Annotated in this window: 21 protein-coding genes and 1 pseudogene; 4 read left to right on the top strand and 18 right to left on the bottom strand. The window is 68.7% G+C overall.

The annotated features are described in order from the left end of the window. Window positions 1–18: 18 nt before the first annotated feature. The 10 genes from mftG to mftA all read right to left on the bottom strand — a co-directional run bounded on the left by mftG (window position 19) and on the right by mftA (window position 11,385). The gene (mftG, locus tag QM806_RS02285; RefSeq protein WP_065490273.1) at window positions 19–1,491 is read right to left on the bottom strand and encodes a mycofactocin dehydrogenase MftG; all 1,473 of its coding nucleotides are present in this window, start codon (window positions 1,489–1,491) and stop codon (window positions 19–21) included. Next, complete coding sequence (mftF, locus tag QM806_RS02280) at window positions 1,491–2,891, bottom strand: mycofactocin biosynthesis glycosyltransferase MftF (protein ID WP_054245402.1); 1,401 nt, start codon at window positions 2,889–2,891, stop codon at window positions 1,491–1,493. Before mftF ends, mftG begins: the two co-directional genes overlap by 1 nt. A gap of 106 nt (window positions 2,892–2,997) precedes the next feature. After that, window positions 2,998–3,720, bottom strand: coding sequence for a mycofactocin biosynthesis peptidyl-dipeptidase MftE (mftE, locus tag QM806_RS02275; protein WP_005571400.1), 723 nt, complete (start codon window positions 3,718–3,720; stop codon window positions 2,998–3,000). 40 nt (window positions 3,721–3,760) lie between these two features. Beyond that, a complete protein-coding gene (locus tag QM806_RS02270; protein ID WP_169693537.1) occupies window positions 3,761–5,722 on the bottom strand; it encodes a mycofactocin system FadH/OYE family oxidoreductase 2 in 1,962 nt (653 codons plus the stop codon). Further along, complete coding sequence (locus QM806_RS02265; protein WP_283290190.1) at window positions 5,719–6,531, bottom strand: mycofactocin-coupled SDR family oxidoreductase; 813 nt, start codon at window positions 6,529–6,531, stop codon at window positions 5,719–5,721. The genes QM806_RS02270 and QM806_RS02265 overlap by 4 nt, the downstream gene beginning before the upstream one ends. A gap of 8 nt (window positions 6,532–6,539) precedes the next feature. Continuing rightward, window positions 6,540–8,504 carry a mycofactocin system FadH/OYE family oxidoreductase 1 gene (locus QM806_RS02260; protein ID WP_169693538.1) on the bottom strand — a complete coding sequence of 655 codons (1,965 nt, stop codon included), beginning with the start codon at window positions 8,502–8,504 and terminating at the stop codon, window positions 6,540–6,542. 16 nt (window positions 8,505–8,520) lie between these two features. After that, a complete protein-coding gene (mftD, locus tag QM806_RS02255) occupies window positions 8,521–9,702 on the bottom strand; it encodes a pre-mycofactocin synthase MftD (protein WP_005253801.1) in 1,182 nt (393 codons plus the stop codon). Between the two features lie 29 nt (window positions 9,703–9,731). Beyond that, window positions 9,732–10,949 (bottom strand): mycofactocin radical SAM maturase, encoded by a 1,218-nt coding sequence (mftC, locus tag QM806_RS02250; RefSeq protein ID WP_007295767.1) that lies wholly within the window; start codon window positions 10,947–10,949, stop codon window positions 9,732–9,734. 35 nt (window positions 10,950–10,984) lie between these two features. Further along, a complete protein-coding gene (gene mftB, locus QM806_RS02245; RefSeq protein WP_080578158.1) occupies window positions 10,985–11,287 on the bottom strand; it encodes a mycofactocin biosynthesis chaperone MftB in 303 nt (100 codons plus the stop codon). 2 nt (window positions 11,288–11,289) lie between these two features. After that, complete coding sequence (mftA, locus tag QM806_RS02240) at window positions 11,290–11,385, bottom strand: mycofactocin precursor MftA (RefSeq protein ID WP_005573048.1); 96 nt, start codon at window positions 11,383–11,385, stop codon at window positions 11,290–11,292. Window positions 11,386–11,518: 133 nt separating this feature from the next. On the opposite strand from mftA, the gene mftR reads away from it, so the two are divergent. Both mftR and mftM read left to right on the top strand, forming a co-directional pair. Further along, window positions 11,519–12,142 (top strand): mycofactocin system transcriptional regulator MftR, encoded by a 624-nt coding sequence (mftR, locus tag QM806_RS02235; RefSeq protein WP_164060125.1) that lies wholly within the window; start codon window positions 11,519–11,521, stop codon window positions 12,140–12,142. A 38-nt stretch (window positions 12,143–12,180) separates the two neighbouring features. Then, a complete protein-coding gene (mftM, locus tag QM806_RS02230; RefSeq protein WP_169693539.1) occupies window positions 12,181–13,005 on the top strand; it encodes a mycofactocin oligosaccharide methyltransferase MftM in 825 nt (274 codons plus the stop codon). Between the two features lie 5 nt (window positions 13,006–13,010). Here mftM and QM806_RS02225 read toward each other — a convergent pair. After that, a pseudogene (locus QM806_RS02225) lies at window positions 13,011–14,299 on the bottom strand (HNH endonuclease). A gap of 284 nt (window positions 14,300–14,583) precedes the next feature. Here QM806_RS02225 and QM806_RS02220 point away from each other — a divergent pair. After that, window positions 14,584–15,039 carry a hypothetical protein gene (locus tag QM806_RS02220; protein ID WP_169693540.1) on the top strand — a complete coding sequence of 152 codons (456 nt, stop codon included), beginning with the start codon at window positions 14,584–14,586 and terminating at the stop codon, window positions 15,037–15,039. 19 nt (window positions 15,040–15,058) lie between these two features. On the opposite strand, the gene QM806_RS02215 is transcribed toward QM806_RS02220, so the two are convergent. Then, on the bottom strand, window positions 15,059–15,538 hold the full coding sequence (locus tag QM806_RS02215) for a DinB family protein (RefSeq protein WP_169693541.1): 480 nt from the start codon (window positions 15,536–15,538) through the stop codon (window positions 15,059–15,061). Between the two features lie 200 nt (window positions 15,539–15,738). Between QM806_RS02215 and QM806_RS02210 the strand changes: the two genes are divergently transcribed. After that, entirely contained in the window at window positions 15,739–16,311 is a 573-nt protein-coding gene (locus QM806_RS02210; RefSeq protein WP_005561193.1) for a putative immunity protein, read from the top strand. Here QM806_RS02210 and QM806_RS02205 read toward each other — a convergent pair. From QM806_RS02205 to madC, 6 genes are all read right to left on the bottom strand, one after another. After that, the gene (locus QM806_RS02205) at window positions 16,298–17,962 is read right to left on the bottom strand and encodes an ABC transporter permease (RefSeq protein WP_169693542.1); all 1,665 of its coding nucleotides are present in this window, start codon (window positions 17,960–17,962) and stop codon (window positions 16,298–16,300) included. The genes QM806_RS02210 and QM806_RS02205 overlap by 14 nt on opposite strands. Further along, a complete protein-coding gene (locus tag QM806_RS02200) occupies window positions 17,959–18,894 on the bottom strand; it encodes an ABC transporter ATP-binding protein (protein WP_054245409.1) in 936 nt (311 codons plus the stop codon). The genes QM806_RS02205 and QM806_RS02200 overlap by 4 nt, the downstream gene beginning before the upstream one ends. Window positions 18,895–18,964: 70 nt before the next feature. Then, window positions 18,965–19,651 carry a MadR family response regulator transcription factor gene (locus QM806_RS02195; protein ID WP_169693543.1) on the bottom strand — a complete coding sequence of 229 codons (687 nt, stop codon included), beginning with the start codon at window positions 19,649–19,651 and terminating at the stop codon, window positions 18,965–18,967. Then, window positions 19,648–20,988, bottom strand: a complete 1,341-nt coding sequence (locus QM806_RS02190; RefSeq protein ID WP_005569462.1) for a MadS family sensor histidine kinase — start codon at window positions 20,986–20,988, stop codon at window positions 19,648–19,650. The genes QM806_RS02195 and QM806_RS02190 overlap by 4 nt, the downstream gene beginning before the upstream one ends. 4 nt (window positions 20,989–20,992) lie before the next feature. Further along, window positions 20,993–22,180, bottom strand: a complete 1,188-nt coding sequence (locus QM806_RS02185; RefSeq protein WP_349307596.1) for an iron-containing alcohol dehydrogenase — start codon at window positions 22,178–22,180, stop codon at window positions 20,993–20,995. Window positions 22,181–22,319: 139 nt separating this feature from the next. After that, the gene (gene madC, locus QM806_RS02180; RefSeq protein WP_120659363.1) at window positions 22,320–23,855 is read right to left on the bottom strand and encodes a MadC family VWA domain-containing protein; all 1,536 of its coding nucleotides are present in this window, start codon (window positions 23,853–23,855) and stop codon (window positions 22,320–22,322) included.

Below are 23,855 nucleotides of genomic sequence, written 5' to 3'. Positions count from 1 at the left end.
CCCGTGTCGCCCCCTCGGTCACTCCCCCAGGAAGGTACTGACGCGCTCGGCGACCATCACCGCCGTGGCGTGCGGCCCACGGCTCGGGACCACCGGGAACACCGAGGTGTCGGCGATGGTCAGCCCTTCCATTCCGCGGACGTTGCACCACTCGTCCACCACCGCCCCCTCGTCGTCGCGTCCACCCATCCGGCAACTGCCGCACAGGTGCAGCGACGTCCCCAGATGCGCGAGCACCGAGCGGTCGGACACCTCCTCCGACAGCGGCACGACGAACGGACCGAGCTCCGGCGAACGCAGCAGTTCCAGTGCGATGGCCTGCCCCTCGCGCAGCGCCCGGCGGTCGGCGGCCGATTGCGCGTAGCGGTATTCGATTCGGGGACGGTCCCGGCGGTGCCGCGACGTGAGCCGGATGTCGCCCCGGCTGTCCGTCACCATGAGCCCGATCCCGAGGACCGGGTCGGGCTGCCCGGATCCGGGGACGAGCACGTCGAACGGCGCCGTGTACGGACGGATCTCGAGGTCGCCGACATTCAGCACCGTTTCGACGACCGGACTGGTGTCGCTGCGACGGAGCGTGTCCCGGATACGGTACGGCAGAGCCACTTCGGGGTGGTCGCTGAAGTCGCTGCCGACCCCGGGCGCGTCGAGTATGACAGGAATGTCGTTGTCTTTCAGGTGTTCTTCCGGACCAATTCCCGAAAGCATCAGCAGCACCGGGGTTTCGACGGGACCTGCCGCCAGCACGACCCGACCGGTGCGGACCGTGCGCCGCACGCCGTCCGACTCCACCTCCACTCCGACGGTCTCGTTACCGGAGAACAGGATTCGGATGACGTCGGAATTCGCTTCGACCGTCAGATTGGGCCGCTCCCACGCCGGCAGCAGGTACGCCACCGCCGTGCTGACACGGCGGCCGCCGTCGACATTCAGGGGCACCGGACCGATCCCGCCGACGCCTGCACCGTTCTTGTCCGGTTCCTCGGGATGTCCCGCGCCGAGGGCCGCGGCGCGGAATGCCGCACTGATCTCGCTCAGCCGTTCGGCGGGCTGCCTGCGAACGGGCATCGGCCCGGTCGTGCCGTGCCGGGAATCGTCGAAGTCGGCGTCACGCTCGAGCGCCCGGAAGACGGGCAGCACGTTCTCGTACGACCACGACGCGGGCCAGTGCCGGAAATCCGCTTCCGTCCCACGGACGAAGTAGGCGCCGTTGACGGCGCCCGAACCGCCGAGGACGTGCCCACGCACCATGGCCGAGGGAACGCTCGGTGCCAACTCCACGCCGTACGTCTCCGCGAACGCGCTGCCCGGACCGACCGGCAGTGTCCGGTAGTCGAGCACGGGACAGTCGGCCACCGACCGGTAGCCGGGTCCGGACTCGAGGAGCAGGACCGATCGTCCGGGATGCTCGCTGAGCCGAGCGGCCACCACACATCCGCTCGAACCACCGCCGACGACCACGACGTCGGCGGCGCGAATCGGATCGGCCACTACGACTTCAACCGGGGCTTCAATGCGTCGAGGTCGCGGGCGGTGATGGCGCCCTTCCATAGCCCGGCGCCGTACGCGACGTCGTCGATCCGCTTGAACACCGTGTGACGCACGGGTCCCAGCCCTCCGGCCTCCCGGTGAGTCACCCAGTCGGCGACGCCCTCGGCGACGGCGATCGCGAGCGCGATGCGGCGAATCCGTTTCGAGAGCAGCACCGCCAGCAGGGTGATGGGCCAGTAGTGACGACACATTGCGGACGCCAGCTGCCAGGCACCGCCGGCGAAGCCCTGCGCCGCGAGGATCGCGGCGATGCGGGTCGGCTGGTCGAGGCCCGTGAACATACGGCGCAGGCGCAGCACCATCATCGCGAGTGTGGCGACGGCGCCGAGCAGGCCAAGCCGGGTGCACGTGGCGGCGGCGAGGCACGCGAAGAACGTCCACGGCGACATCGACAGCGGGGGAACCATGCCCGAGTGCCTCGCCGCCAGCGGCGCCGCACCGGTGCCGTAGAACAGCTTGCGGTCGAACCACTTTCCGAACGTCACACGGTGATCGTGCGCAACGTGGGCCACGGGCTCGTATCGCAGTCGCCAGCCGGACTCCTGGAGTCGCCAGCACAGGTCGACATCCTCCGCCACGTGCATGGACTCGTCGAAGCCGCCGAACTCGTCGAGCACCTCGCGACGGGCGATCATCGCAGCGCTCGGGACGTATGACACCGGGCCGCCGGACTGGACCGCGGACTCCTTGCGTCCGAGGTCGAGGGAGGAGCGGGCGTGCTCGTACCGCGCGAGTGTGCTCGCCTCGGGTTCGAGCGCCACGATCCTCGGGGCGACGAGTGCGACGGCGGGATCGCTGAAGTGACCGAGCATGACCTCGATCCAGCCGGTGCGCGGCAGGACGTCGGAGTCGAGGAACGCCACGAACGGAGTTGCGGCGTAACGCAGACCGGTGTTCCGGGCAGCGGCCGGCCCCTTGGCCGTCTCGTGGCGCAGGACGGTGACGTGGCCACCACACCCGTTCTGCAGCGCGGGGGCGACGATCGGGACGTCGGAGCCGTCGTCGACGACGACAACCTCGAGTCCGCGGAGCGAGGCCAGCACCCGATGCAGCCCGGACGCGTTGTTCTTCACCGGAATGACAACGGTGACATCCCGGGGGGACGGAGTACTCATGGGGCGCGGGTTGGCGACCCCCGAATCGAGAAGGCGGCGTGCGACGACCGCGGACTGCGGATCGACGACCTCGAGGTAGCCGTCTCCGATCATGGCCGCCGCGGTGGGCGCCAGCTTCAGCATCCGAGTCGGCGAACCGCCGATCAACACTCGACCTCCGGAATATGCGCGTACCTTGGGGTCGATTCGGATCCCGAATCCATCGGGAAGTCGAGCTTGGCGCATCAGTCGATCGTATGCGGATCGGAGAGCGCTGGCAGGGCATGCCGGAAATTAGTCGCGTGGGCATGCCGGAAATCCGCCCTCGGCAACTCGAGGACGCCCGTGCGGGTCATCGGAGCCTCCCATCGGCGCCCGGTTCCCACCGGAGCCTTCCATCGGGGCCCGGTTCCCACCGGGCCAGTGCCTTGGTGACTGTGTGGACGAGTACGCCGAAGATCTGCGCCCCCTCCGCGGCCGTTGCGCCCGTCGGGTCACCGAGCACGCCGTTGGCCGACACGGCGACCATACCGCCTTCGCGCAGTCTTGGCATCAACCTCGCAACAGGTTCCGTATTACCGACTTCAGCCCTGGACAACCTCACCCGACCAGGTGAAAGGTGTAGCAACAAGGACGTTTCCGTACGCCCGGCATGGGCGTCCGCCCCGGGAACCGCACACGGCACCCAGGCCACATCGCGAGCCTCGTACCGAAGCAAGGCGACAGCCTTGACCAATGCGGGCCCGTTTCCGCCGTGCCCGTTGACGAACAGCACACGGTCGGCCCACCGGCACGCGGACCTGCCGTACTCGACCAACACGGCCTCCAGCGCCTCAGCCCCGAGCGACACGGTCCCGGGAAACCCCTCGTGCTCGCCACTGGCGCCGTAGGCGATCGGGGGTGCCACCAGCACGTGCGGCAGCGCGCGGGACACGGCGTCGGCGATGGCGGTATCGGTGTCGAGCGGCAGATGCGGTCCGTGCTGCTCGAGCGAGCCGACCGGGACGACGACCGTCGACACACGGGATGCGAGTTCGGGCCACACCGCGTCGTCGAGGTGTCCGGAATGGGGCATCCCCCGATGCTAGGCGACGCGGAACCGGCTGCTGCTCGCACTAGAGCGCGAGCGCCACCCGCTCCCCCTCGATGACGGCGGAATGCGCGCGGCGCGGAGCCAGGGCGTCGCCGATGCGATGAACCTCGATACCGCTGTCGGCCAGCTCTTTCCAGAGCCCGTCCTCCGGCTGCTGATGCGCCGAGGAGACCACCCAGTCGACGGTGAGTTGCCGCGGCTCACCGGTCGGGTGATGCAGGAGCGTGACCTCGAGCCGCCCGCCGTCGACGACGTCGCACCCGGTCGGCACCACGTCCGTCACCTGCGTGATGCCCTTGCCGTGCGCCCGCCGGTTCCATCCCTCGAGGTCCAGCGTGATGCCCAGGTCCTGGCCGACGATCATCCCCGGAGTGCAGATCGTGACGGCACACCCGTCGTCGGCGACGAACTCCGCGACGGACGTGCCCTGATGAAATCCCAGTTCGTCGACCACCAGCACCGTCCCGGACGGACACGCGCGACCCTCCAGCACGTCCCGCACGTCCACCACCCGCCCCGACGCACCCGCCCAGTGCGGACGGCGCGGACGTGCCCCGGTCGCGAGCACCACCACGTCGGGACGTCCCCGCACCAGGGTCTCGGCGGTCGCGTCGGTGCCCGTCCGCACGTCCACACCGCGCCGAACGCATTCCGATTCCAGATCGACGACGAGGTCGAGGAACTCGCGGCGACCCGGGACGACGGCGGCCGTCCGGACCTGGCCGCCGAGAACAGTCGCGCGTTCGAACAGCGTCACGTCGTGGCCCCGCTGCGCCGCGGTCGCCGCGGCCTTCAACCCGGCCGGTCCACCGCCGACCACGAAGACCCGCCTGCCGCGAACGGTCGGTTCGGGCAGCGGGACCGCTTCCCTGCCCGCGCGCGGGTTGACAACGCATCCGAGCCACCGGCCCAGCCCCATGCGTCCGATGCATTCCTGATTGCACGCCAGGCACGTTCGGATGTTTCCCTCTTCGCCGGCCAGGGCTTTCGCCGCGAAGTCCGGGTCCGCGATCTGGCCGCGCACCACCCCGATCAGGTCGCAGTGTCCCTCGTGCAGAGCCTGGTCGGCCTGGTGCGGATCCGAGAATCGGCCGACACCGACCACGGGAAGACCGACCCGTCGCCGGATGGCGTTCGGGACGAACAGCGCGTACCCGCGAGGGACGGCCATGGACGCCTCGATCATGTGGAGCGTCTCGGTGGCCATGCCGATGGACGTGTTGATGTAGTCGACCCGGCCGTCCGCCTCCACCAGAGCGGCCACCTCCACCGCCTCGTCGAGGCGGACTCCACCGTCGAACAGATCCTCCCCCGCGAGTCTCACCCCGAGTGCGCGGTCCGGACCGATCGCGGCACGCACGGCCTCGACGACCTCGAGGAGGAACCGGGCACGGTTCTCCAGCGACCCTCCGTACCGGTCCGTGCGCTGGTTCGTGGCGGGGGCCAGGAAACTGCGCACCAGCGACGAGTGGGAGCACTGCAGTTCGATCCCGTCGAATCCGCCTCGGACACAGTGCTCGGCCACGCGCGCGTACCCGTCGACGAGGGTCCGGATCTCCCGCCGATCGACCGCCTTGGGAACTTCACGGAACAGTGGGTCGGGGACGGCGCTCGGCGCCCACAGCGGCCACCGCGAGTACATGCTCGATCCCTGGCCGCCGTTGTGGTTGACCTGAGCCAGGATCGGGACACCGTGCTCGTGGACCGCGTCGGTGATCCGCCGGTACCCCGGGACGACCTCCGGCCGGTAGCCGGCGATCACCTTCTCGTACGGCCAGTCCCCCGGATGGGTGGCGTGCTCCTCGGAGATAATCAGGCCCGCACCGCCCTTCGCGCGCGCCGCATAGTAGGCGGCGTGCTGCGCGGTGGGCAGGCCGTCGACGGCGTACCCCGTGAGGTGCGCGGAGAAGACCACCCGATTGCGCAGGGTCAGCGGCCCCAGGCGCAATCGGGTGAACAGGTGGCGGTACGCGGAGGTGCTCACACCTTGGTGTTGCCCATGTCGACGGCGACCTGACTGCCCGTGACCCTCCGCGAACCGTCGCCGGCAAGCCACAGCACCGCGTCGGTGATGTCGTCGGTGTCGGCCAGCGGGTGGTCGGTGAGGATGGTGCCGAAGCTCGACAGATAGTGCGGGTGCTTCTCGAGTATCACGAGGCTGCCCGGATCGGTGCCCATCGGAGTCTTCACCCCGTACGGATGAATGGAGTTGACCCGGATGCCGTATTCGCCCAGTTCCTTCGCCGCGGTCTGGGTGAGTCCGACGAGCCCGAACTTGGAGGCGGCGTAATTCGCCTGCCCCGGAAGCGGCTTGATACCCGCGACGGAGCTGATCACGATGATCGAACCCCCGCGACCTCCCTCGATCAGCGCCGGGACCGCAGCCTTCAGCGTCTTCCACGCGCCGGTGAGGTTCACGTCGATCAGCGTCTCCCACTGCTCGTCGGGCATCTCCCAGAAGCGGCTCCAATTGCAGATCCCGGCGTTCGCGATCACGATGTCCAGCCGGCCGAACTGTTCGACTCCCCGGTCGACGACAGCCTTCAGTTGCGCACTGTCCCGCACGTCCGCCTGCTCGGCGAGAATCTTGCCGCCCTCGGATTCCACGAGCCGCATCGTCTCGGCCAGGTCGTCCGGCGTCGCAGGCTCGTAGCTGTTGTACTCCGACACCGGCCCGCAGATGTCCACGGCGATGATCGCCGCACCTTCCCGCGCCAACCGCACCGCGTGCGTCCGCCCCTGCCCACGGGCAGCCCCGGTGATGAACGCGACCTTGTCGTCGAACTGTCCCATGAAATGTCCTATCTCTCGTTGACGAGGGTGAACGGATGGTGGTCGAACTCGTTCTGTCCGTGTGCGGTCCAGGTCAGCGCCTCGGCGCGACCCTCACGGACCGCCTCGAGCAGTGTGCGGGGTGCCACGCAGTCGCCGACCCGCACCGCATCCGTGTGCGACGAGCCGAGGGTGTCCTCGGGAAGGCGATGCGAGCAGTCGATGAGCACGGCGCACGGCACCACCGACTCTTCGGCGGTGTACCGGTTTCGTAGGCGCACACCTTCGTCGCCGATCGACACGATGCGGCTGTCGAGGTGGCGCGTCACCCCGGCTCGTTGCAGACGGGTGTTGGCGTCGGCCAGGTCCCCGGTCATGCCGAGTCGTGAGCCGGCAACGGAATCCTGGGTCACGATGCTCACCTCCCGGCCCCGCGCCGCGAGCCATTCGGCGACTGCCACGCCGACCGGTCCGCCGACCGGGTCGAAGACGACGTGCGGCCCTTCCGTCGACGCGTCGGCGTCCAGCAGATCCGCGGCACCGATACACCGGACGCTCCCCTCGACCGGGAACGGCAACGCGCGAGGCCTGCTGCCGGTCGCGAGGATCATCCTCGTGCCCTCACCTTCCGCGGCGTCGAGTTCGGCGTCCGAGACAGCGGTACCGAGACGGAATTCGACTCCGAGCCTGCGGCATTCGTCCTCGAGCCAGTCGGCCAACGCCGTGAGGTGCGGCGCACCCGCGGCGGCCCGGATAATCCCGCCGAGCCGGGCCGACGCGTCCGCCACGGTCACGCTGTGACCGTTGAGGGCCAGCACTCGCGCCGCTTCGAGACCGGCCGGACCGCCGCCGACCACCAGCACCGCGCCCGTGGCCCCACCAGTGCTGTCCTCGGCAGGATCGACGGTCTCGTGTCCGGCCGTCGGATTACCGACACAGGTGACGACCGGATTGCGGGGGTCGAGCACCTGGCACGTCTGATTGCACAGGACGCACGGCCGCGGCACCGCACCGCGACGGATCTTGACGACGAGGTCGGGGTCGGCGATCTGGGCGCGCGTCATCTCGACGACGTCGGCGACACCCTCGTCGAGCGCCCGCCGGGCATCGGCCGGATCGACGACGCTGCCCTGCAGAACGACCGGGACCATGCCTGCGACGGCAACGCGGATGTCCCGGCAGAGTTCGGTGTTGAACGCGGGTTGCCGATGAAAGTCGGGGCGGTAGGCGTTCGGCGTCATCGGCCCGCCCCGGACCACCACGAGCAGGTCGAGAGCCCCGGCGAGTTCCCGTGCGTGCCCGACGGCGATCGACGGCGTGATCCCCGCCCAGGACGTCGCCTCGTCGCAGCTCAGGCGCAGGGACAGGACCCGGCCGGGACCCAACTCGTCGCGGACGGCTGCGAGGACCTCGCGGGTGAGGCGCAGCGGGTCGGCGCCGTATCCGTCCTCGCGCATGTTGGTGAGGTTCGAATGGAACTGTCGCAGCAGCCCTCTCGGTCCGGCGTCGAGCTCGACACCGTCCACGTCCGCGGACACGGCCGCGGATGCCGCGGCACGGAAGCCCTCGACGAGCTCGTCGATCTCCGCCTGCCCCATCTGCATCGGCATCTCACGGGAGATCACGTCGGCAATCCCCGACGGTCCCCACAGCACCGCCTGCGAATACGCACTCGACCCCTGAAGTCCGGTGTGACCCAGCCCGGCCAGCACCAGCGTGCCGTGCGGACGGCACGCCGCGACGACGTCCCGCCAGCCGCCGACGCAGTCGGACGCCAGCGGCGCGCGCTCGTACGGCCAGTCGGAGGCATGAACCGACGCCACCTCGGTGACGACGATCCCCGCGCCACCACGCGCCCGACGTTCGTAGTACGCGACGTGCCGCGGTGAAATCGTTCTTCCCGCACCGAGATTGGTGGTGTGCGGACCCAGAAGCACCCTGGACCGGGCGTGGCGTCCGGCCAGGGTGATCGGGTCTGTCAATTGCGCAGACATCTACGCCGTTCGTCGGTCAGGATTCGGCGCCGAGCACACGGGCGAATCCGGGCGGGATCACGACGTCGGACGGCGTGAGGTCGTGAATGTTCGCGTGACCCAGCCCGAGCAGTGCCGAGTCGATACCTCCACGGAGGACGTCGAGGACGTTCTCGACGCCGGCCTGACCGTTCGCCGAGAGGCCCCACAGGTACGCGCGGCCGATCATCACCGCCCGCGCACCGAGCGCGACGGCCTTCACGACGTCGCTGCCCCGGCGGATACCACCGTCGAGAAGCACCTCGACCTGGTCGCCGACGGCCTCCGCGATGGCGGGCAGCGCTCGAATCGGCGCCGGGGTGCCGTCGAGGTTGTTGCCGCCGTGATTCGACACGGAGATGGCGGTGACCCCGGCGTCGACGGCGCGCTTCGCGTCGTCGACCCGCATGACACCCTTGAGCATGAACGGCCCGCCCCACTGCTCGCGCAGCCACGCGATGTCGTCCCACGTCGGCAACGGCGTCTGCATCCACTCGCCGTAGGCGCCGAAGAACGTGGGCGGTTCCTGACCGGGCTGCGCCAGGTTCGGGGTGGTCAGATCCGGGATCTTGCGGGTCTTCGCGAACTCGTACAACCACTTCGGACGACTGATGCCCTCGGGGGCGAACTGGAGCATCGCCTTGAGATCCATCTTCTCGGGGATGGCCGGGCTCCCCCAGTCGCGTCCGTACGAGAACGACCAGTCGGTGGTGATGATCAGTCCGGTCGCCCCGGCGGCACGGGCGCGTTCCATCCGCTGGATCAACACGTCCCGGGTACCGACCCAGTACATCTGGAAGAACGTCTGAGGGTTGGCCGCCGTGACCTCCTCGATCGACTTGCTCGCGAACGAACTCAGACCGATCGCCGTTCCGCGTGCCGCCGCCGCGCGGGCGACCGCGACTTCACCGTCGGGATGCACCGCCTGCACACCGGTCGGGGAGATCACGACGGGCAGCGAAATCGGCTGTCCCATCACGGTCGTGGACAGCTCACGCTTGTCGGACAAACCGACGACGTGGGGGGCGAACCCCAGCTCGGCGAACGCCGCGATGTTGTCGTCGACCGTCACGCCCCGCTCGGAACCGGCGATCAGCGCCGCGTACACCGACTTCGGCAAGCGCTTCTTCGCGCGACGCTGAGCCTCCGCCACCGTCTCGAAGAACGGATTCTTACCCATGGCAATACCTCTCGTACCTGGCAGACGACTTACGTCTGGTCCATGCCCGCAAGCGGGTTCTCGTCACAAATCTTGGCCGGCGGACGCACCATCAGCGTCAGCGGAACCGGCGCCCGCGGAGTCCGGCGCTGGCCGGTGCGGGAGTGGTCGACACTGGATTTCGGGATCTCCCCCGCGGCAGCCAACGCCAGTTCGCCATTGCCGATCACACATTCGGGGTCCGGGCCGTCCATCGGCAGCCCGGTGAAGAACTTCGCGGCCATGCATCCGCCGCGGCAGGAGTCGTAGTGGTTGCACTTGCTGCACGCGCCGCCGGTCTGCGGGGACCGCAGCTCCTGGAACAGCTCCGACGTCTGCCACACCTGCTGGAAACCGCCGTCCGCCACGATGTTTCCGGCGAGGAACTGCTCGTGGATCGCGAACGGGCAGGCGTAGACGTCGCCGATCGGGTCGATCAGGCACACCACCCGTCCGGCGCCGCACAGGTTCAGACCGGGCAACGCATCGCCGTAGGCGGACAGATGGAAGAAAGAGTCTCCGGTGAGCACGCCCTCGCCGTTGGCGACCAGCCAGTTGTACAGCTCACGCTGCTGCGCCTGCGTGGGATGCAGTTCGTCCCACACGTCCGCGCCACGCCCCGACGGTCGCAGCCGGGTGATACGCAGGGTGGCGCCGTACTTGTCGGCCAGGGCCTTGAAGTCGTCGAGCTGGGACACGTTGTGCCGGGTGACCACCACGGAGATCTTGGCGTCCTTGAAACCAGCTTCGGACAGATTCTCGAGTGCCCGCACCGCCATCGCGAACGAACCCGGACCACGGACGGCGTCGTTGACCTCGGCCGTCGCACCGTCGAGGGAGATCTGCACGTCGACGTAGTCGCTGGCCGCGAGCCGGGCGGCGACCTTCTTGTCGATCTTCACCCCGTTCGTGGAGAACTTCACCCCCACCTGGTGGGCGGTCGCGTAATCGACCAGCTCCCAGAAGTCCGAGCGAACCGTCGGCTCACCGCCGCCGATGTTCACGTAGAAGACCTGCATACGCTGCAGTTCGTCGATGATCGACTTGCACTGCTCGGTGCTCAACTCCCGCGGGTCACGCCGGCCGGAGGAGGACAGACAGTGCACACACGACAGGTTGCACGCGTAGGTCAACTCCCAGGTGAGGCAGATCGGGGCGTCGAGACCGAGTTCGAACTGGTCGACGAGGCGGCCGACCGGGGCGGAAGGCCTTTCGAGCATGGAGGTCATGGGCTGTGTCCTCTGGTACGGGTGGAGAGAGCTGGTCAGGCGGGGACGATCATGTGCGACTCGGCCAACGTGCCGAGCGCGCGCGCATACTGCGCGGCAGTGTCGTCCCCGATACCCTGCGCCCGCAGTGCGGACCGGGCGTCGGCGTGTGAAGGAAGCGCTTCAACCACCGCGACGATCGTGCGGTTCTTCAGGAACGACAACTTGCGCGTCCCGAAGTGGTAGAGCAGCGCCCCGAAAGGTTCGGGACGCAGCGCCACCTGCGGATGAAGCTTCCAGCCCACATCGAGATCGATACCGGCGTTGCCGGCCACTGAAGCAGAAGCTGGAGCGGACATGATCAGTACACGCCGCACATGCCGTCGATCGAGACCTCTTCCACCAGGGATTCCTCGACCAAGTCGTTTTCCAGCACGTTGTTGTCGCGATCCGACATGATTTCCTCCTACTGTTCGGTGATACGGCGCGAGCCGGAGGGATGTTCCCCGTCATAGGAGACCGTCCCTGTGACTCGCCTCACCACTGTAATGGCATCGAGTGCAGAATGACAGACCGGGAGGGGACGAAAATTGAGAAGTCGTCGAAAACCATCCAGTCGGATAGGGCGACGCCCGTCCACGACGCAGGATCGGATCAGTACCGTCGGGATCGAACTGTTCACGGAACAGGGGTTCGACGCCACCAGCGTCGACGAAGTCGCCGAAGCGTCCGGCATCGCCCGGCGCACCCTCTTCCGCTACTTCCCGTCCAAGAACGCGATCCCGTGGGGTGACTTCGACGCTCACCTCGCCGAAATGCGCGCCCAACTCGCAGCGCAACCCGACGACATCCCTATCGTCGACGGACTCACCGCAGCACTCCTGCAGTTCAACGCGTTCCCCGCGAGCGAGGAAATCAACCACCGCAAGCGCATGGGGCTGATCCTGCGAGTCCCGGCCCTGCAGGCGTATTCGGTGGTCATGTACGAAGGGTGGCGCAACGTCATCGCCGAGTACGTCGCGAGCCGGCTCGGAACCTCACCGACCGACCATGTTCCGCGGACAGTCGGTTATCTTCTACTCGGCGTTGCGATGTCGGCGTACGAGCAGTGGCTCGACGACGATTCGCTCGAACTGAACGAACTACTCGCCAGCGGAATGCAATCGCTCTACGATGGGCTGAGCTCCCTCGGCGAGTCCGACTCCCGAACCTGACCCACTCCCGCCATCACCTCTCGGCAAGGTTGCCTCGAATGACTTCCACTCTCGACACACCCGCTTTCGACTCTCTCGCACCGTGCGAATCCGGGCTGTGGTCACATGGTCACGTCACGGTCGAGCGGGTCGCAGCCGGGCCGCTCACACTCACCCGTGACGGCGACCAGCTGCGGGTGACGCACGCCCTGACACCCGAAGATCTGAGCGAACGACTCGTCGCCTCGGTTACCGCGTCCATCGAGGACGCCGACTTCGGTCAGGACGAATTCGAATCGACCATGGTCGGACTGGTCCGCTCCACCGTCGACGGTGCGCTCGAAGCGTGGACCGTCTACTACCGCAACTCCCTGAACGAACTGCTCGACGGCACCGCCGACTTCGCACCGATCCACGAGAAGGCAGAACAACTGGTCCATGGCTCCGTCCTCGACCTCGGGTCGTGCTTCGGATTCCTTCCCCTCCGACTCGCCCGCGCCGGCCGGTCCGTCACGGCGACCGACATCCTGCCCGGCACCATGACCCTCCTCGACGCCGTGGCACCGGGACTCGGACTCGATCTGCGCACCCTCGTGTGCGACGCCGCGCACGTGCCGGTTCCCGACGACAGCGCCGACACCGTCACCGCAATCCACCTCCTCGAACATGTCGACGAAAACATCGGGGCCGCAGTGATATCCGAGGCCCTCCGCGTTGCCCGCGACAGGGTTGTCGTCGCCGTCCCCTACGAGGACGAGGCAACGGCCTGCCACGGACACATTCGCACCTTCGACACTCCGTCGCTCACGAAGCTCGGTGAATCGACGGGACGCCCCTTCGAGGTGTTCGAACACCACGGCGGATGGCTCGTCATCGACTGCTGACCACCTCACGACGCCCACAGATGCGCCGAGGTCGGGAGCGGCGGCGCGGTTGATCGGTAGTGGTGCCCGGTCGGGGTGCCGACGTCGATGAGATGGGTGCGGCCAGGGTTGTGTACGGGGCGGGCGGACCACCCGTCGCCTTCCTTCGCATGGTTGCACGCCTCGCACAGCCCGGACCCGTTGTGCACACTTGTCTCACCAGACCTCCGCCGTGAGCGGATGTGGTCATGATGCCGGATCGGCGCATCGCACCACGGGGTTCGACACGTCCGATCCCGCAGGTCGATCAGCTTTCGCAGGCTTTTCGGGAACGTGCGGGCTTGCGATTCCATCGCGGTCAGCGCCCCCGACTGCGGGCACGAATACACCCGCCGCAACGACGTCTCGGTATCTCCATCGACGGCGTCCGCCACCAACTGCCGGGCGATGCCTGCCGGCACCGGCCCGAACCCCTGGAGCTGTGCCGCCTCGTGCCCGCCGGCCAGCAAGGCCTCGTCCGAGAGCACCAGGTTCACCGCCACCGGAACACCACCAGCAGCGGCCCGCCCGGTGCCGCGGTCGAACAACAGGTCCACCATCAGCTGATTGCGGGTCCGGCCACCACTGTTGCCGGTGGCGATGACACTGTCCGCATCCCGCCCCAGCGTCGCCTGCAGACACACCGCCTGCTCCATCGGCATCAACACGCTCAGATAGGCCATCGAATCCGGCGCCGGCCGTGTCGTCACCCGACGCTCGGACACCGCCTTGCGATGCCGGGCCACGACCGCCGCGGCGTCGAGTTCGACCGCCAACGCTTTGGCCCGTGCGATCAGACCGCGGTCACCGACCCGTCGAGAATGGCTGGATCCGAGCACAACCGGCGGTCCACGATGCCCCGATCCGTGGCCGACAGGCATGCTGTTTCCCGCACCAACAACGTCGCCCGCCATTCGTTCAACCGACCCGACCGCAACATGGCCAGGGTGTGCGGCATCTCGTGCACCAGAGCCTGCGCGAAACCCAGATGCCGCCCGCCGCGGTTCGGGGACTCTCTGCGCGCCAACGCAATCTGCGACGCGATGCCCCGGTCCCACTCCACCCGCGGCAACCCCCGAGCCCTGCGGTCCGCACGGATACTCGTCGCGACGCCGTCGGCGATCACCGCCTGCACCGCACACCCGACCGACTTCAACGCCTCGATCGCATCGAGCCACTCGATCCCCAACCCCGCATCCCCACCCGCCTCGACACATCGCAGCCGCGCCGTGAACGCACGCAACTCGTCCAAATCCGCTGCAACCAGAGCCCCCACAACCAACCTCCCCAAGGTCGTTCGAAACTTTGTTCGATTCTAGCAACGGAACCCGACCCGAGCAATAGACGGACGGCTCCCACAGGTCCGCCGCACAGGCGCGCGTTCGACAATCCCCCGACGCCTCCTCCGGTGGGTCCGCCACAACCTCGATCCCTTCGCCTCGGTCGGCGCTCACAGTCGGCACCACGAAGGTTCAGCTAACGAAAGCCTATGCCGCAGCGACAGAAGCAACATACGGACCCGATCGTCAGGCGGGGCCGCCGGACCCGAAGGAGTATCCGATGACCCACAGGATCCGCAGGTTCCTCGCCGGAGCGGCCGCATCGTCCGCCCTCGCCGCCGCCGTGGTCGCGGTGGCCGCCGCACCCGCCCAGGCCGAACCCTCGGCCGACTGTCACACCGGCACCACGCCCACATCGGGCACCTCGCACTGCACGGCCAACGACGTGCCCGCCGGCAGGACCGCAGTCCACATCGGGACCGTCGAGTGCTTCGGCCTGACGCCACGGGCGATACCCGGACCCGGCGGGGTCACGCACATTCCGTGGATTCAGAGCTATCGCCGCGATGGCCTATGGGTACCGACGGGGACACCGTCGACCGGATCGTGTGTCGGGGGGATCGGCGCCCCGTGGTGGGAGGTCGGCGTCTCGACGGGCGCCTTCACTACCTGCGGGCTGCAGGAGGGGATCGTCACCTACGTCAGCGTCGCCTGCACTCCGATCCGCCCCCAGTAGGGCACACGACCATCAGCGATCAAGGAGTGTGGCCGGCGAGTATCTGCTCGCGCAGGATGTCGGCGTGACCGGCGTGCTGGGCGAGTTCACGCAGGACCTGCAGGTACAGCGCCCACACGGTGCGCTCGCCCCGGCCGTCGACCGTGTCGTCGAGCGCCAAGGCGGCCATGGTCCGCCGGGAGGCGTCACAGCGTTCGGCGTGGGCGTCGAGCACGGATGCGATGGTGTCGGCCCGGGTGAGGGTGAACGACTGGTCCGGGGTGCTCACGATGCCGATCTCCCGGTACGAGCGACCGGTCACAGCCTGGTCGAACCACACGCCCTCGACGTAGGTGACGTGTTTGACCAATCCGAGCAGCGTCGTCTTCGAACGCACCAGACGCCGACGCGCCTGCTCGTCGTCCAGGTCGTCCAGACTGCCGCGCAGAGCGGCCCGGTACTCGTCGAGTAATTCGTCCAACCGGCCGCGGAGATCGACAGTCCACCCCATGCTGGGCATGATAATCACCTCCGAGCGGCCGGCGTGTCGGATCTGCTGAAACCTTCCGCGGCAGCGGCCCGAGCGACGAGCAAGGCGCGGAAATATTCTCGGCGTCGGTAGCCGAATACGACGTCGTCGCCGAGGTGCGGCCCCTGTTCTGGGACGGCACAGCGTGAAAGCGCGGAACGGCACGGGCCCCGATGGTCGAAAATGGAACCATGGCAGGGAAAGCGAGCGAGATCGTTCTGAGCAAGCATGAACTTCGTGAGGTCGTCGCGTTCGCCGCGGCATGTGCGGAGGTGGTGCTCGCGGTATTCGAGGCCGATCAGCCGCACGACTCGCGGCCCCGCGCCGCGATCACTGCTGCGTGGGAGTTCGCGCGGGGTGGCGAGCGTGGGAAATCTCTGCGCGACACAGCGTGGGCGGCGCTCGAGGCAGCCAAGGGCACGGACACTGCGGCTGCGCGCGACGCAGCGTGGGCTGCGATGTCTGCGGCAGGCGCCGCCTATTTGCATCCGTTGCCCAAGGCCACCCAGGTCAAACACATTCTCGGGGCGGGCGCTCACGCGGCCAGAGCTGCCGAGCTCGTCGCCGGTGACGACCGGACCGTCGGTGCCGGACACGTCGAACAAGCGGTGCATCGTGCGACACCGGTCGTTGTCGACGTGCTCGAACGCTTTCCGGCGGCACCGGGTGGCGGTGGACGGGTCGGCGAGTTGATCCGCATGCTGGACACCGACCTGCGGCGCCGACCGTCGACCCAGCCTCCCTGTGCCGCTACGAATTCGTGAGGTCGCGCCGGCGGAACAGCACGACTCCGACCGCACCCACGACGACGGCGATCACCGCCAGCCAGACCAGCGGAGTGGCCGTCACCTCCGTGGCGGGAACGGGAGGGACGTGCGTGAACGGCGACAGATCGCGGACCGCCTGAGGCAGCCCGAGCAGTGATCCGAGGAATCCGAAGATCAGGCAGCCCGCGAGCGCACCCCAGGAGAGCCCGGCCGCCCAGGCGGGAACGCCGCCGAACGCCAACACCGCCAATGCCGCGACCACCCCGATCGCCGGTACGAAGACGAGGGCGGCCCCCGTGAGGTTCACGACCTTTCCAGGCACGTCGTCGGTCACCAGACCGTACGCGAGACCGGTCGCCGCCCCGGTCAGCGCCTGCAGGACGACGATGCCGACGGTGACCAGGCCGATGTGCGCCAGCATCCACCGCGGACGCGAGACCGCTGTCGCGAGAACGGGTTCGAGTCGCCCCGCCGATTCCTCACCGCGCATCCGCAGTAAAGCCTGTACGGCGTAGCCCGCAACCGCGATCGCCATCATGCCGAAGATGGCGGCGAAGTAGGCGTCGACCATGTTCGTCGTGCCGCCACCGAGCTGTTCCATCATGTCGGCCACCTGCTCGCCCTCGCCGAGGAAGTCGTCGATCTGGTCTGCGATCGCGCCGTACACCACGGCGAGGACGACGATTCCGAATGCCCACCAGAACAGGATCGTCCGTTGCATCCGCCACGCCGATCCGACCGCCGTCGGCAGCGAACGGGATGCGCGGGCGGGGCCCGGGCGGGTCGGCACGAGCCCGGAGCCTATGTCCCGGTGCTCCGTGAGGGCGAAGCCGACCGAGCCGACCGCGAGTGCGAACACGGCGGGCAACGCCAGCACCCACCAGGCGTTGTCGTCGTACGGACGGACCTGCTCGGCCCAGCCGATCGGCGACACCCACGTCGGCCAGCCACTCACCACCCGAGTGCCGTTGTCCGTCACGGTCCCCGTCATGTCCCCCACCGCACGCAACAGGAATGCCACGCCCAGGGCGGCCCCGGCGAGTCCGTTCGCAGTGCGGGCACTGTCCGTCACCTGCGCCGTCACCGCGGCGATCGCCGCGAACGCGATACCGGCACCGGCGACGGCCGCGCCGAGCGCCACCGACCCGTCCAGTGGCAGACCCGCCGCCACCAGCACCACGACGTTGAGCAGTCCGAGAGCGAGGTTCGCTCCGACCGCGACCACCAGGGCCGCGGTGAGCAGTGCCTTCCGGCCCACCACGGCGGCCTCGACGAGTTCGGCGCGGCCGGTCTCCTCGTTCTGGCGGGTGTGCCGCACGACCAGCAGGGTGGTCATCAGGCCGGCGGCCAGCGACAGGGGCATGACGATCTGACAGGCGAGCACGGCGCCGGCGCTGTACCCCGACACGAGACCGTTGGTGGCCAGCGCGACCGGCGACGCCGCGGTGGCCATCGCGAAACTGCGCAGGTCGGGCTCCGTGGGATACAGGCCGAGCACGCTCGACGCCGAGAATGCCTGCAGCGCTGCGAGAGCGAGCAGCCACACCGGCAATTGGATTCGGTCGCGGCGCAGGGCGAGCCGCACGAGCCGGGCGGTCCCCGCATACTGGCCGCGGCCAGCCGTCGCCGGCGCCGTCACCGTGCTCATGGCGTCCGCGTCCCGGACTCGGCCCGCCGGTGGTTCTCGCCCTCCCGGGCCAGTTCGTCCCCGTAGTGCCGGAGGAACAACTCTTCCAGTGTCGGGGGCGTCGACGTCAACGACGTGATCCCGAACGTCAGCAGATGGCGCAGCACCCCGTCGATCGCGCTGGTGTCCACCTCGCACCGGGTGTGCAGGCCGTCGACTCGCACGTCGTAGACCCCCTCGACGGCGTCGAGTCCGGTCACCGGCCGCTGTGTGTCGGCGGTGATCGACGTGCGCGTGAGGTGACGCAGTTCCGCGAGGGTGCCGGTCTCCACCGTCCGGCCCTCGCGGATGATGCTCACCCGATCGCACAGCGCCTCGACCTCCGCGAGGATGTGACTCGACAGCAGGACCGTCTTCCCCGCGTCGGACATCTCCTCGACGCAGTCCTGGAACACCGACTCCATCAACGGATCCAGCCCGGATGTGGGTTCGTCGAGCACGTACAGTTCGACGTCCGACGCGAACGCGGCAACCAGTGCGACCTTCTGCCGGTTGCCCTTCGAGTACGTGCGCGCCTTCTTCGTCGGATCGAGTTCGAACCGCTCGAGGAGTTCCGCGCGCCGCGGCTCGTCCAGCCCGCCGCGCAACCCCGCGAGGAGGTCGATCGCCTCACCGCCGGTGAGATTGGGCCACAGGTTCACCTCACCGGGAACGTAGGCGAGCCGCCGGTGCAGCGACACCGAGTCGCGCCACGGGTCACCACCCAGGAGGCGGGCTTTACCCGAATCCGCGCGCAGCAGGCCGAGCAGTACCCGGATGGTTGTCGACTTGCCGGACCCGTTGGGGCCGAGGAATCCGTGCACCTCCCCCGTCCCCACCTCGAGGTCGAGGCCGTCGAGTGCGCGGGTCGGCCCGAACGTCTTGACGAGATTCTCCACCGAGATCGCAGCCATGATGGGGACGCTACGCCGGTTCGCGGGTGGCCACGACGGGTTCCGCGGCCCCGGCCGCGACGGGGCCGGATCAGATCAGACCGAGTTTGCCCGCCTCGTACACGGCCTCCGCACGGCGGCCGACGTCGAGTTTGCGCATGATGTTGCTGACGTGAAACTTCACCGTCGTAGCCGAAATGAACAGCCGCTCACCGATTTTCGCGTTCGACAGACCCTTGGCCAGGAGTTGCAGGACCTCGAGTTCACGCTCGGTGAGCCCGTCCCGCGGCGTCGTCTGCCCGTTGAGCGAGCGGATCACGGCCGACGCGCTGCGTGAATCGAACGCGCTCTCGCCGCGGGACACGGCGCGGATGGCGCGCACCAGTTCGGTGGTGTCGACGTCCTTGACCACGTATCCGCGGGCGCCGGCGTGGATGGCGCGGACGACGAGTTGCTCGTCGAGAAACGTCGTGAGCACGAGCAGCCCCATCGTGCCGTCCGCGGCGGACAGCTGGGCGCACAGTGCCAGCCCCTCGTAATCGGAGGCCGCCGACAGCTTCAAGTCCATCAGCACGACATCGGGCGCGACGTCACCGACGACGGCCAGCGCCTCCTGCATGGACGACGCCTCCCCGACGACCTCGAGATCCGCCTCCCGTTCGAGGACCGAACGCAGACCCTGGCGGAGAATCGCGTGGTCGTCGACGAGCACGAGCTTCACCACCGAGGTGGGGCGGGCGGACCCGGCCTGGTCACGCACCGAGGTTCGTATGGTCATCGGTCCACCTCACTGTCGGAATGTAACGGGATCCGGGCAGCCACCCGGACTCCGCCGATCCTGGCCCGCGCCACTTCGAGAGTGCCGCCCAATTCGGCTGCCCGGGCCTGCATGTTCGCCAACCCGCGGTGGTGGCCGTCGAGGTCGTTGTTCGCCGCCATCCGCAGCATCAGGCGCATCCGCTTGGGGTCTCCGTCTCCGTCGTCGGCGACGGAGAGCAGCACCGAATCTTCCGAATACGTGAGCCGCAGGACGGCGCGCGTCGCGTTGGCGTGGACCGCCGCGTTGAACAGCGCCTCGCCGGCGATCCTCAGCAGCGCGTGTTCCCGGTCGCTGGACAGCTCGGCGGGGGTGCCGCCGACGCGGACGGTGACCGCGAGTTCGTCGGGCATGTGCACCACCCCGAGCTGCTCGAGCATCTCGGGCAGGGACGTCCGGTCGGAGCCGCCGGAGTGATTGAGCGCGTAGATGGCCGAGCGCAACTGCTCCACGGCGCGGCGCGTCAATTCCTTTGCAAGATCGAGCCTCTCGCTGCGTTCGTCGTCCGGGACACCGCTCCGGCACACCTCGATCTGCATCCCCGCCGACAGCACCGCCTGCGTCACGCTGTCGTGGAGTTCGCGCGCGATCCGGTGTCGTTCCTCGTCGAGGACCTGGTGCCGGTGCGCCGCTCCGAGTTGACGCTGGGTGGATTCGAGTTCGGCGTTGCGCACCGCGAGATCGGAGGCGGTACGACGCGCCTCCGAGTATGCGTGCTCGGCCCGCTCAAGCAGCAGCTGGCCCCGCTGGTAGAGCGCCGAATTCTGCAGAGCCACGGCGGTCTGGCTCGCGAGGATGCTGAGGACCGCGCCGTCGGTCGTGTCGAGCGTGCGGTGCTCGGCCGTCCAGGCCGCGAAGGCTCCCACGACGCCACCCTCGAGGACGATCGGCACGAAGGCATGGTGCGCGTCGATGACGGGAGCGCCCCCGGTGCGCGCGGACCTGATGTCGGCCAGACACGTCACGACCTCGTCCGGCAGCGGCGGGCCCTCGACATTGTCGACGAGGAACGGCGTCGCGTCCGGGCCCAGGACGAGCCGGCGTGGGCCGGCGTCGGGCAGCATGCCGTCGGCGAGGGCAAACGCGACCCATCGCGCGTCCAGGTGCGCCCGCGCCGCCTCGGCGACCGCGCAGATGAGGGTCTCGGGGCCTTCCACCGTGCGGACGAGGGCACGCGAGATGAGCTCCAGTGCGTGGACGACACGTTCGAGACGTTCTGCGGCGCCACGATATTGGGGGTAGAACGTCGGCTTGCCGGACCGCAGTCCGGTGAGCGTCGACAGGTCCGGGACGTTCATGCGCTCACAGCGCAGTCCGGAACAGCGCCACCATCTGCTCCTGGGTGGCCGTGCGCGGGTTGGTGGACATGCAGGCGTCGCGGAGCGCGAACTCGGCCAGGCGTGACAGGTCGGCTTCGCGAACCCCCAACTGGCCCAGACCTTTCGGAACTCCGACCTCGCGGGCGAGGCGTTCCACCCGGTCCGCGACCGCCAGAGCAGCCTCCGCGGGTGTTCCGCGACGCTCCTCGAGACCGAGAGCAGCGGCGATGGCGACGAACGGGGTGGCGTCGTCGGTGGCGTTGAAACGGATCACGTGCGGGAGAAGGATGCCGTTGATGACTCCGTGCGGCAGGTCGAGCAGTCCCCCGACCTGATGGCTCATCGCGTGGGCGGCACCGAGGATCGCATTGGTGAACGCGAGGCCGGCTTCGAGGCTCGCCTGCGCCATGACGGCGCGCGAATCCATCTCCATCGGCTCCTCGATGGTGCGGACGAGGGTGTCGGTGACCAGCCCGACCGCGCGGAGCGCATGGTGGTCGGTGAGCGGGTTGTGGGCCAGCGACACGAACGCCTCGATACCGTGAGTGAGGGCGTCCAGGCCGGTCGCCGCATTGAGCCACTCCGGCATGGTGGTCAGCAGCCGGGGGTCGATCACGGTCACGTCCGGTACGAGCGCGCGGCCGATGATGGTGATCTTGGTGCCCCGCTTCGTGTCCGTGACGATGCAGAACTGCGACACGTCGGCGCCTGTGCCCGACGTGGACGGCACCATCACCAGCGGCGGGATCGGACTGGTGGCCTGGTCGACTCCCTCGTAGTCGAGGATGTTGCCCCCGTTCGCGGCGAGCACCGCGATGCCCTTCGTCGCGTCGATGACGGAGCCGCCGCCCAGGGCGACGAGGACGTCGCATTCACCCTCGCGATACGCGTCGTGCCCGGCCGCGATCTCGTGGTCCTTGGGGTTGGGCGTCAACGCGCTCCACACGACCGGGGTGAGGCCCTGCTCGCGCAGCTGATCCTGAAGCTCGGTCGCCCAGCCGGCGTCGATCAGACCCGGATCGGTGACGAGCATCGGCCTCGATCCGCCGAGGCGGAGTACCGCGTGCGCGGCCTCGACCATCGATCCGATACCGAACACGATCTCGGGCGCATGGAATTTGACCAGCCTGCCCGGGGCGGTGGTGCGGGTGGACGGATAGGATACGGACAAGTCGACACTCCTCCCGACACCTGCGTGCATGTGATCCAGATTACAAGACTCTGACCTAGACCCTACGGTCCGGGACGAGCTCCCACACCCACCGAAGGACAGGTACGTACCTACCCGATCGGGTAGGTAGACGGGATCTTCACCGCAACGCGTGCCCCAGCTCGGCCGCGCGGGACATCAGCTGGGCGGCATCCCGCGCGACGACGACACGGTCGCAGATCTCGGCGTACTCCGGCATCGCGCACGATGCCTGGTTCCAGTACCGCTCGGGTTCCGGGGTGATCCAGGCCAGCCGGTGCACTTTGCGACGCAGTTCGGCGAATTCGTCGACACCCGGTGGGAGGCCGTTGCACCGCCCGTCGCCGACGACGACCACCGAGGTGCGGGAGTTCACGTCGGTGCCGAACGCGGTCAGCACGTCGGAGAACACCCGGCCGTAGTCGCTGCTCGCCTCCAGATCGATGCGCGGGTCGGCGAGCACCGACGCGAGCGCGTCGTCGTCGGCCCCGGCGAGGAGAGTGTCCGTGACGTCGACGGGCCGGTCCACGAACGCCAGGACCTGGCAGCGGCTCGCCCGGCGATGCATGGCCTGTGCCAGCCGGAGGGTGAAGGCGGTGACGGGTCGCACCGACAGCGACACGTCCGCGAGGATCAGCACCCGCACCCGGTCCGGGCGGGGCGCCTTCACCATGAGGTGGAAGGGTATGCCCTCGGTCCGCAGGCTCGCGCGCACGGTCCGGCGCATGTCGAGCCGGCCCCGCGCCAGTTCGCGCGGGCGGGGGCGTGACGGTCCGCGCATCCGCCGAAGCACCTCGTAGCACGCCTGATTCACTTCGGCACGGGACGTGGCCGACACCGCGCCGCCCGTGGTCCCCGGTGCTTCTGCGGGTCCGGCGGTCAGGTCGCGGGCGTCCGCCAGCGCGCCGACGAAGGCCTCCACCGCCTCCGCCAGCCGGTTCAGCTGGGCCGCGGTGAGTGGTTCGGCCCCATCGGAATCGGCGTAGACCGTGCTCGGGTCGTAGGCGTCGAGCCACGCGAGAATCGACTCCGGATCGTCCCAGGACAACGATCCGACGACGGCACCGCTCGTCGACGACGCCAGGTCACCGACGGCGGTGCTCGCCGCCCGCTCGACCTCCACCGTGTAGGTGACACCGCGTCGTCCGGACTCGGCTTCCGAATCGACGGACAGATCCGCGTCGCTCGACGTCATGCTGACGTCGTCGTCGTCCTTGTGGGGGTTGAAACCCTTCTGCGCTTCGGGGGTGTCGAAGTGGTCGCCCACCTCGGCGGCGCGCTCGTTGTACTCCGCGTACCGGGCGGTCTCCGCGTTGTCCGCCACCTCCAGCGCGGAGGGCAGGCCCTCCGCGAACTCGGTCCGGGACGGGGGACGCGCGTCGGGTGCGGCGTCGGCGACCGATGCGAAGAACACGTCGAAGGCGCGGTCGAAACCCGCCTGCTCGTACGTGTACTTCGCGCACACCGCTCGCAGCGACGCCCTCAGTGTGGGCAGGTCGCGGCCGCCGACCAGGCCGAACACCCGGCGAGCCTCGATGACCTCAGCAGGAGACGCGGCGACGCCGTAGCGGCGCAACACCTTTCCGAAGGACGCCGCGAGCACGTCGAGAAGTTGCGCGGGCAGGGACGGAGAGGGGTCGGGCTGCGGGCGGAGCAT

Source organism: Rhodococcus sp. IEGM 1351, assembly GCF_030056875.1.
Classification (GTDB): domain Bacteria; phylum Actinomycetota; class Actinomycetes; order Mycobacteriales; family Mycobacteriaceae; genus Rhodococcus_F; species Rhodococcus_F opacus.
Note: the sequence above shows the minus strand (reverse complement) of the source record. Positions and strands in the feature narration are given on the sequence as shown.

What these genes read in the sequence shown, in the direction of transcription:
- QM806_RS02190 (WP_005569462.1), bottom strand. Translation starts at nt 20,988, where the DNA reads ATGAACGTCCCGGACCTGTCGACGCTCACCGGACTGCGGTCCGGCAAG.
- QM806_RS02195 (WP_169693543.1), bottom strand. Translation starts at nt 19,651, where the DNA reads ATGACCATACGAACCTCGGTGCGTGACCAGGCCGGGTCCGCCCGCCCC.
- mftM (WP_169693539.1), top strand. Translation starts at nt 12,181, where the DNA reads ATGACTTCCACTCTCGACACACCCGCTTTCGACTCTCTCGCACCGTGC.
- QM806_RS02200 (WP_054245409.1), bottom strand. Translation starts at nt 18,894, where the DNA reads ATGGCTGCGATCTCGGTGGAGAATCTCGTCAAGACGTTCGGGCCGACC.
- mftE (WP_005571400.1), bottom strand. Translation starts at nt 3,720, where the DNA reads ATGCCCCATTCCGGACACCTCGACGACGCGGTGTGGCCCGAACTCGCA.
- madC (WP_120659363.1), bottom strand. Translation starts at nt 23,855, where the DNA reads ATGCTCCGCCCGCAGCCCGACCCCTCTCCGTCCCTGCCCGCGCAACTT.
- mftB (WP_080578158.1), bottom strand. Translation starts at nt 11,287, where the DNA reads ATGTCCGCTCCAGCTTCTGCTTCAGTGGCCGGCAACGCCGGTATCGAT.
- mftF (WP_054245402.1), bottom strand. Translation starts at nt 2,891, where the DNA reads ATGCGCCAAGCTCGACTTCCCGATGGATTCGGGATCCGAATCGACCCC.
- QM806_RS02260 (WP_169693538.1), bottom strand. Translation starts at nt 8,504, where the DNA reads ATGTCTGCGCAATTGACAGACCCGATCACCCTGGCCGGACGCCACGCC.
- QM806_RS02210 (WP_005561193.1), top strand. Translation starts at nt 15,739, where the DNA reads ATGGCAGGGAAAGCGAGCGAGATCGTTCTGAGCAAGCATGAACTTCGT.
- mftD (WP_005253801.1), bottom strand. Translation starts at nt 9,702, where the DNA reads ATGGGTAAGAATCCGTTCTTCGAGACGGTGGCGGAGGCTCAGCGTCGC.
- QM806_RS02215 (WP_169693541.1), bottom strand. Translation starts at nt 15,538, where the DNA reads ATGCCCAGCATGGGGTGGACTGTCGATCTCCGCGGCCGGTTGGACGAA.
- QM806_RS02220 (WP_169693540.1), top strand. Translation starts at nt 14,584, where the DNA reads ATGACCCACAGGATCCGCAGGTTCCTCGCCGGAGCGGCCGCATCGTCC.
- QM806_RS02205 (WP_169693542.1), bottom strand. Translation starts at nt 17,962, where the DNA reads ATGAGCACGGTGACGGCGCCGGCGACGGCTGGCCGCGGCCAGTATGCG.
- mftC (WP_007295767.1), bottom strand. Translation starts at nt 10,949, where the DNA reads ATGACCTCCATGCTCGAAAGGCCTTCCGCCCCGGTCGGCCGCCTCGTC.
- QM806_RS02265 (WP_283290190.1), bottom strand. Translation starts at nt 6,531, where the DNA reads ATGGGACAGTTCGACGACAAGGTCGCGTTCATCACCGGGGCTGCCCGT.
- mftA (WP_005573048.1), bottom strand. Translation starts at nt 11,385, where the DNA reads ATGTCGGATCGCGACAACAACGTGCTGGAAAACGACTTGGTCGAGGAA.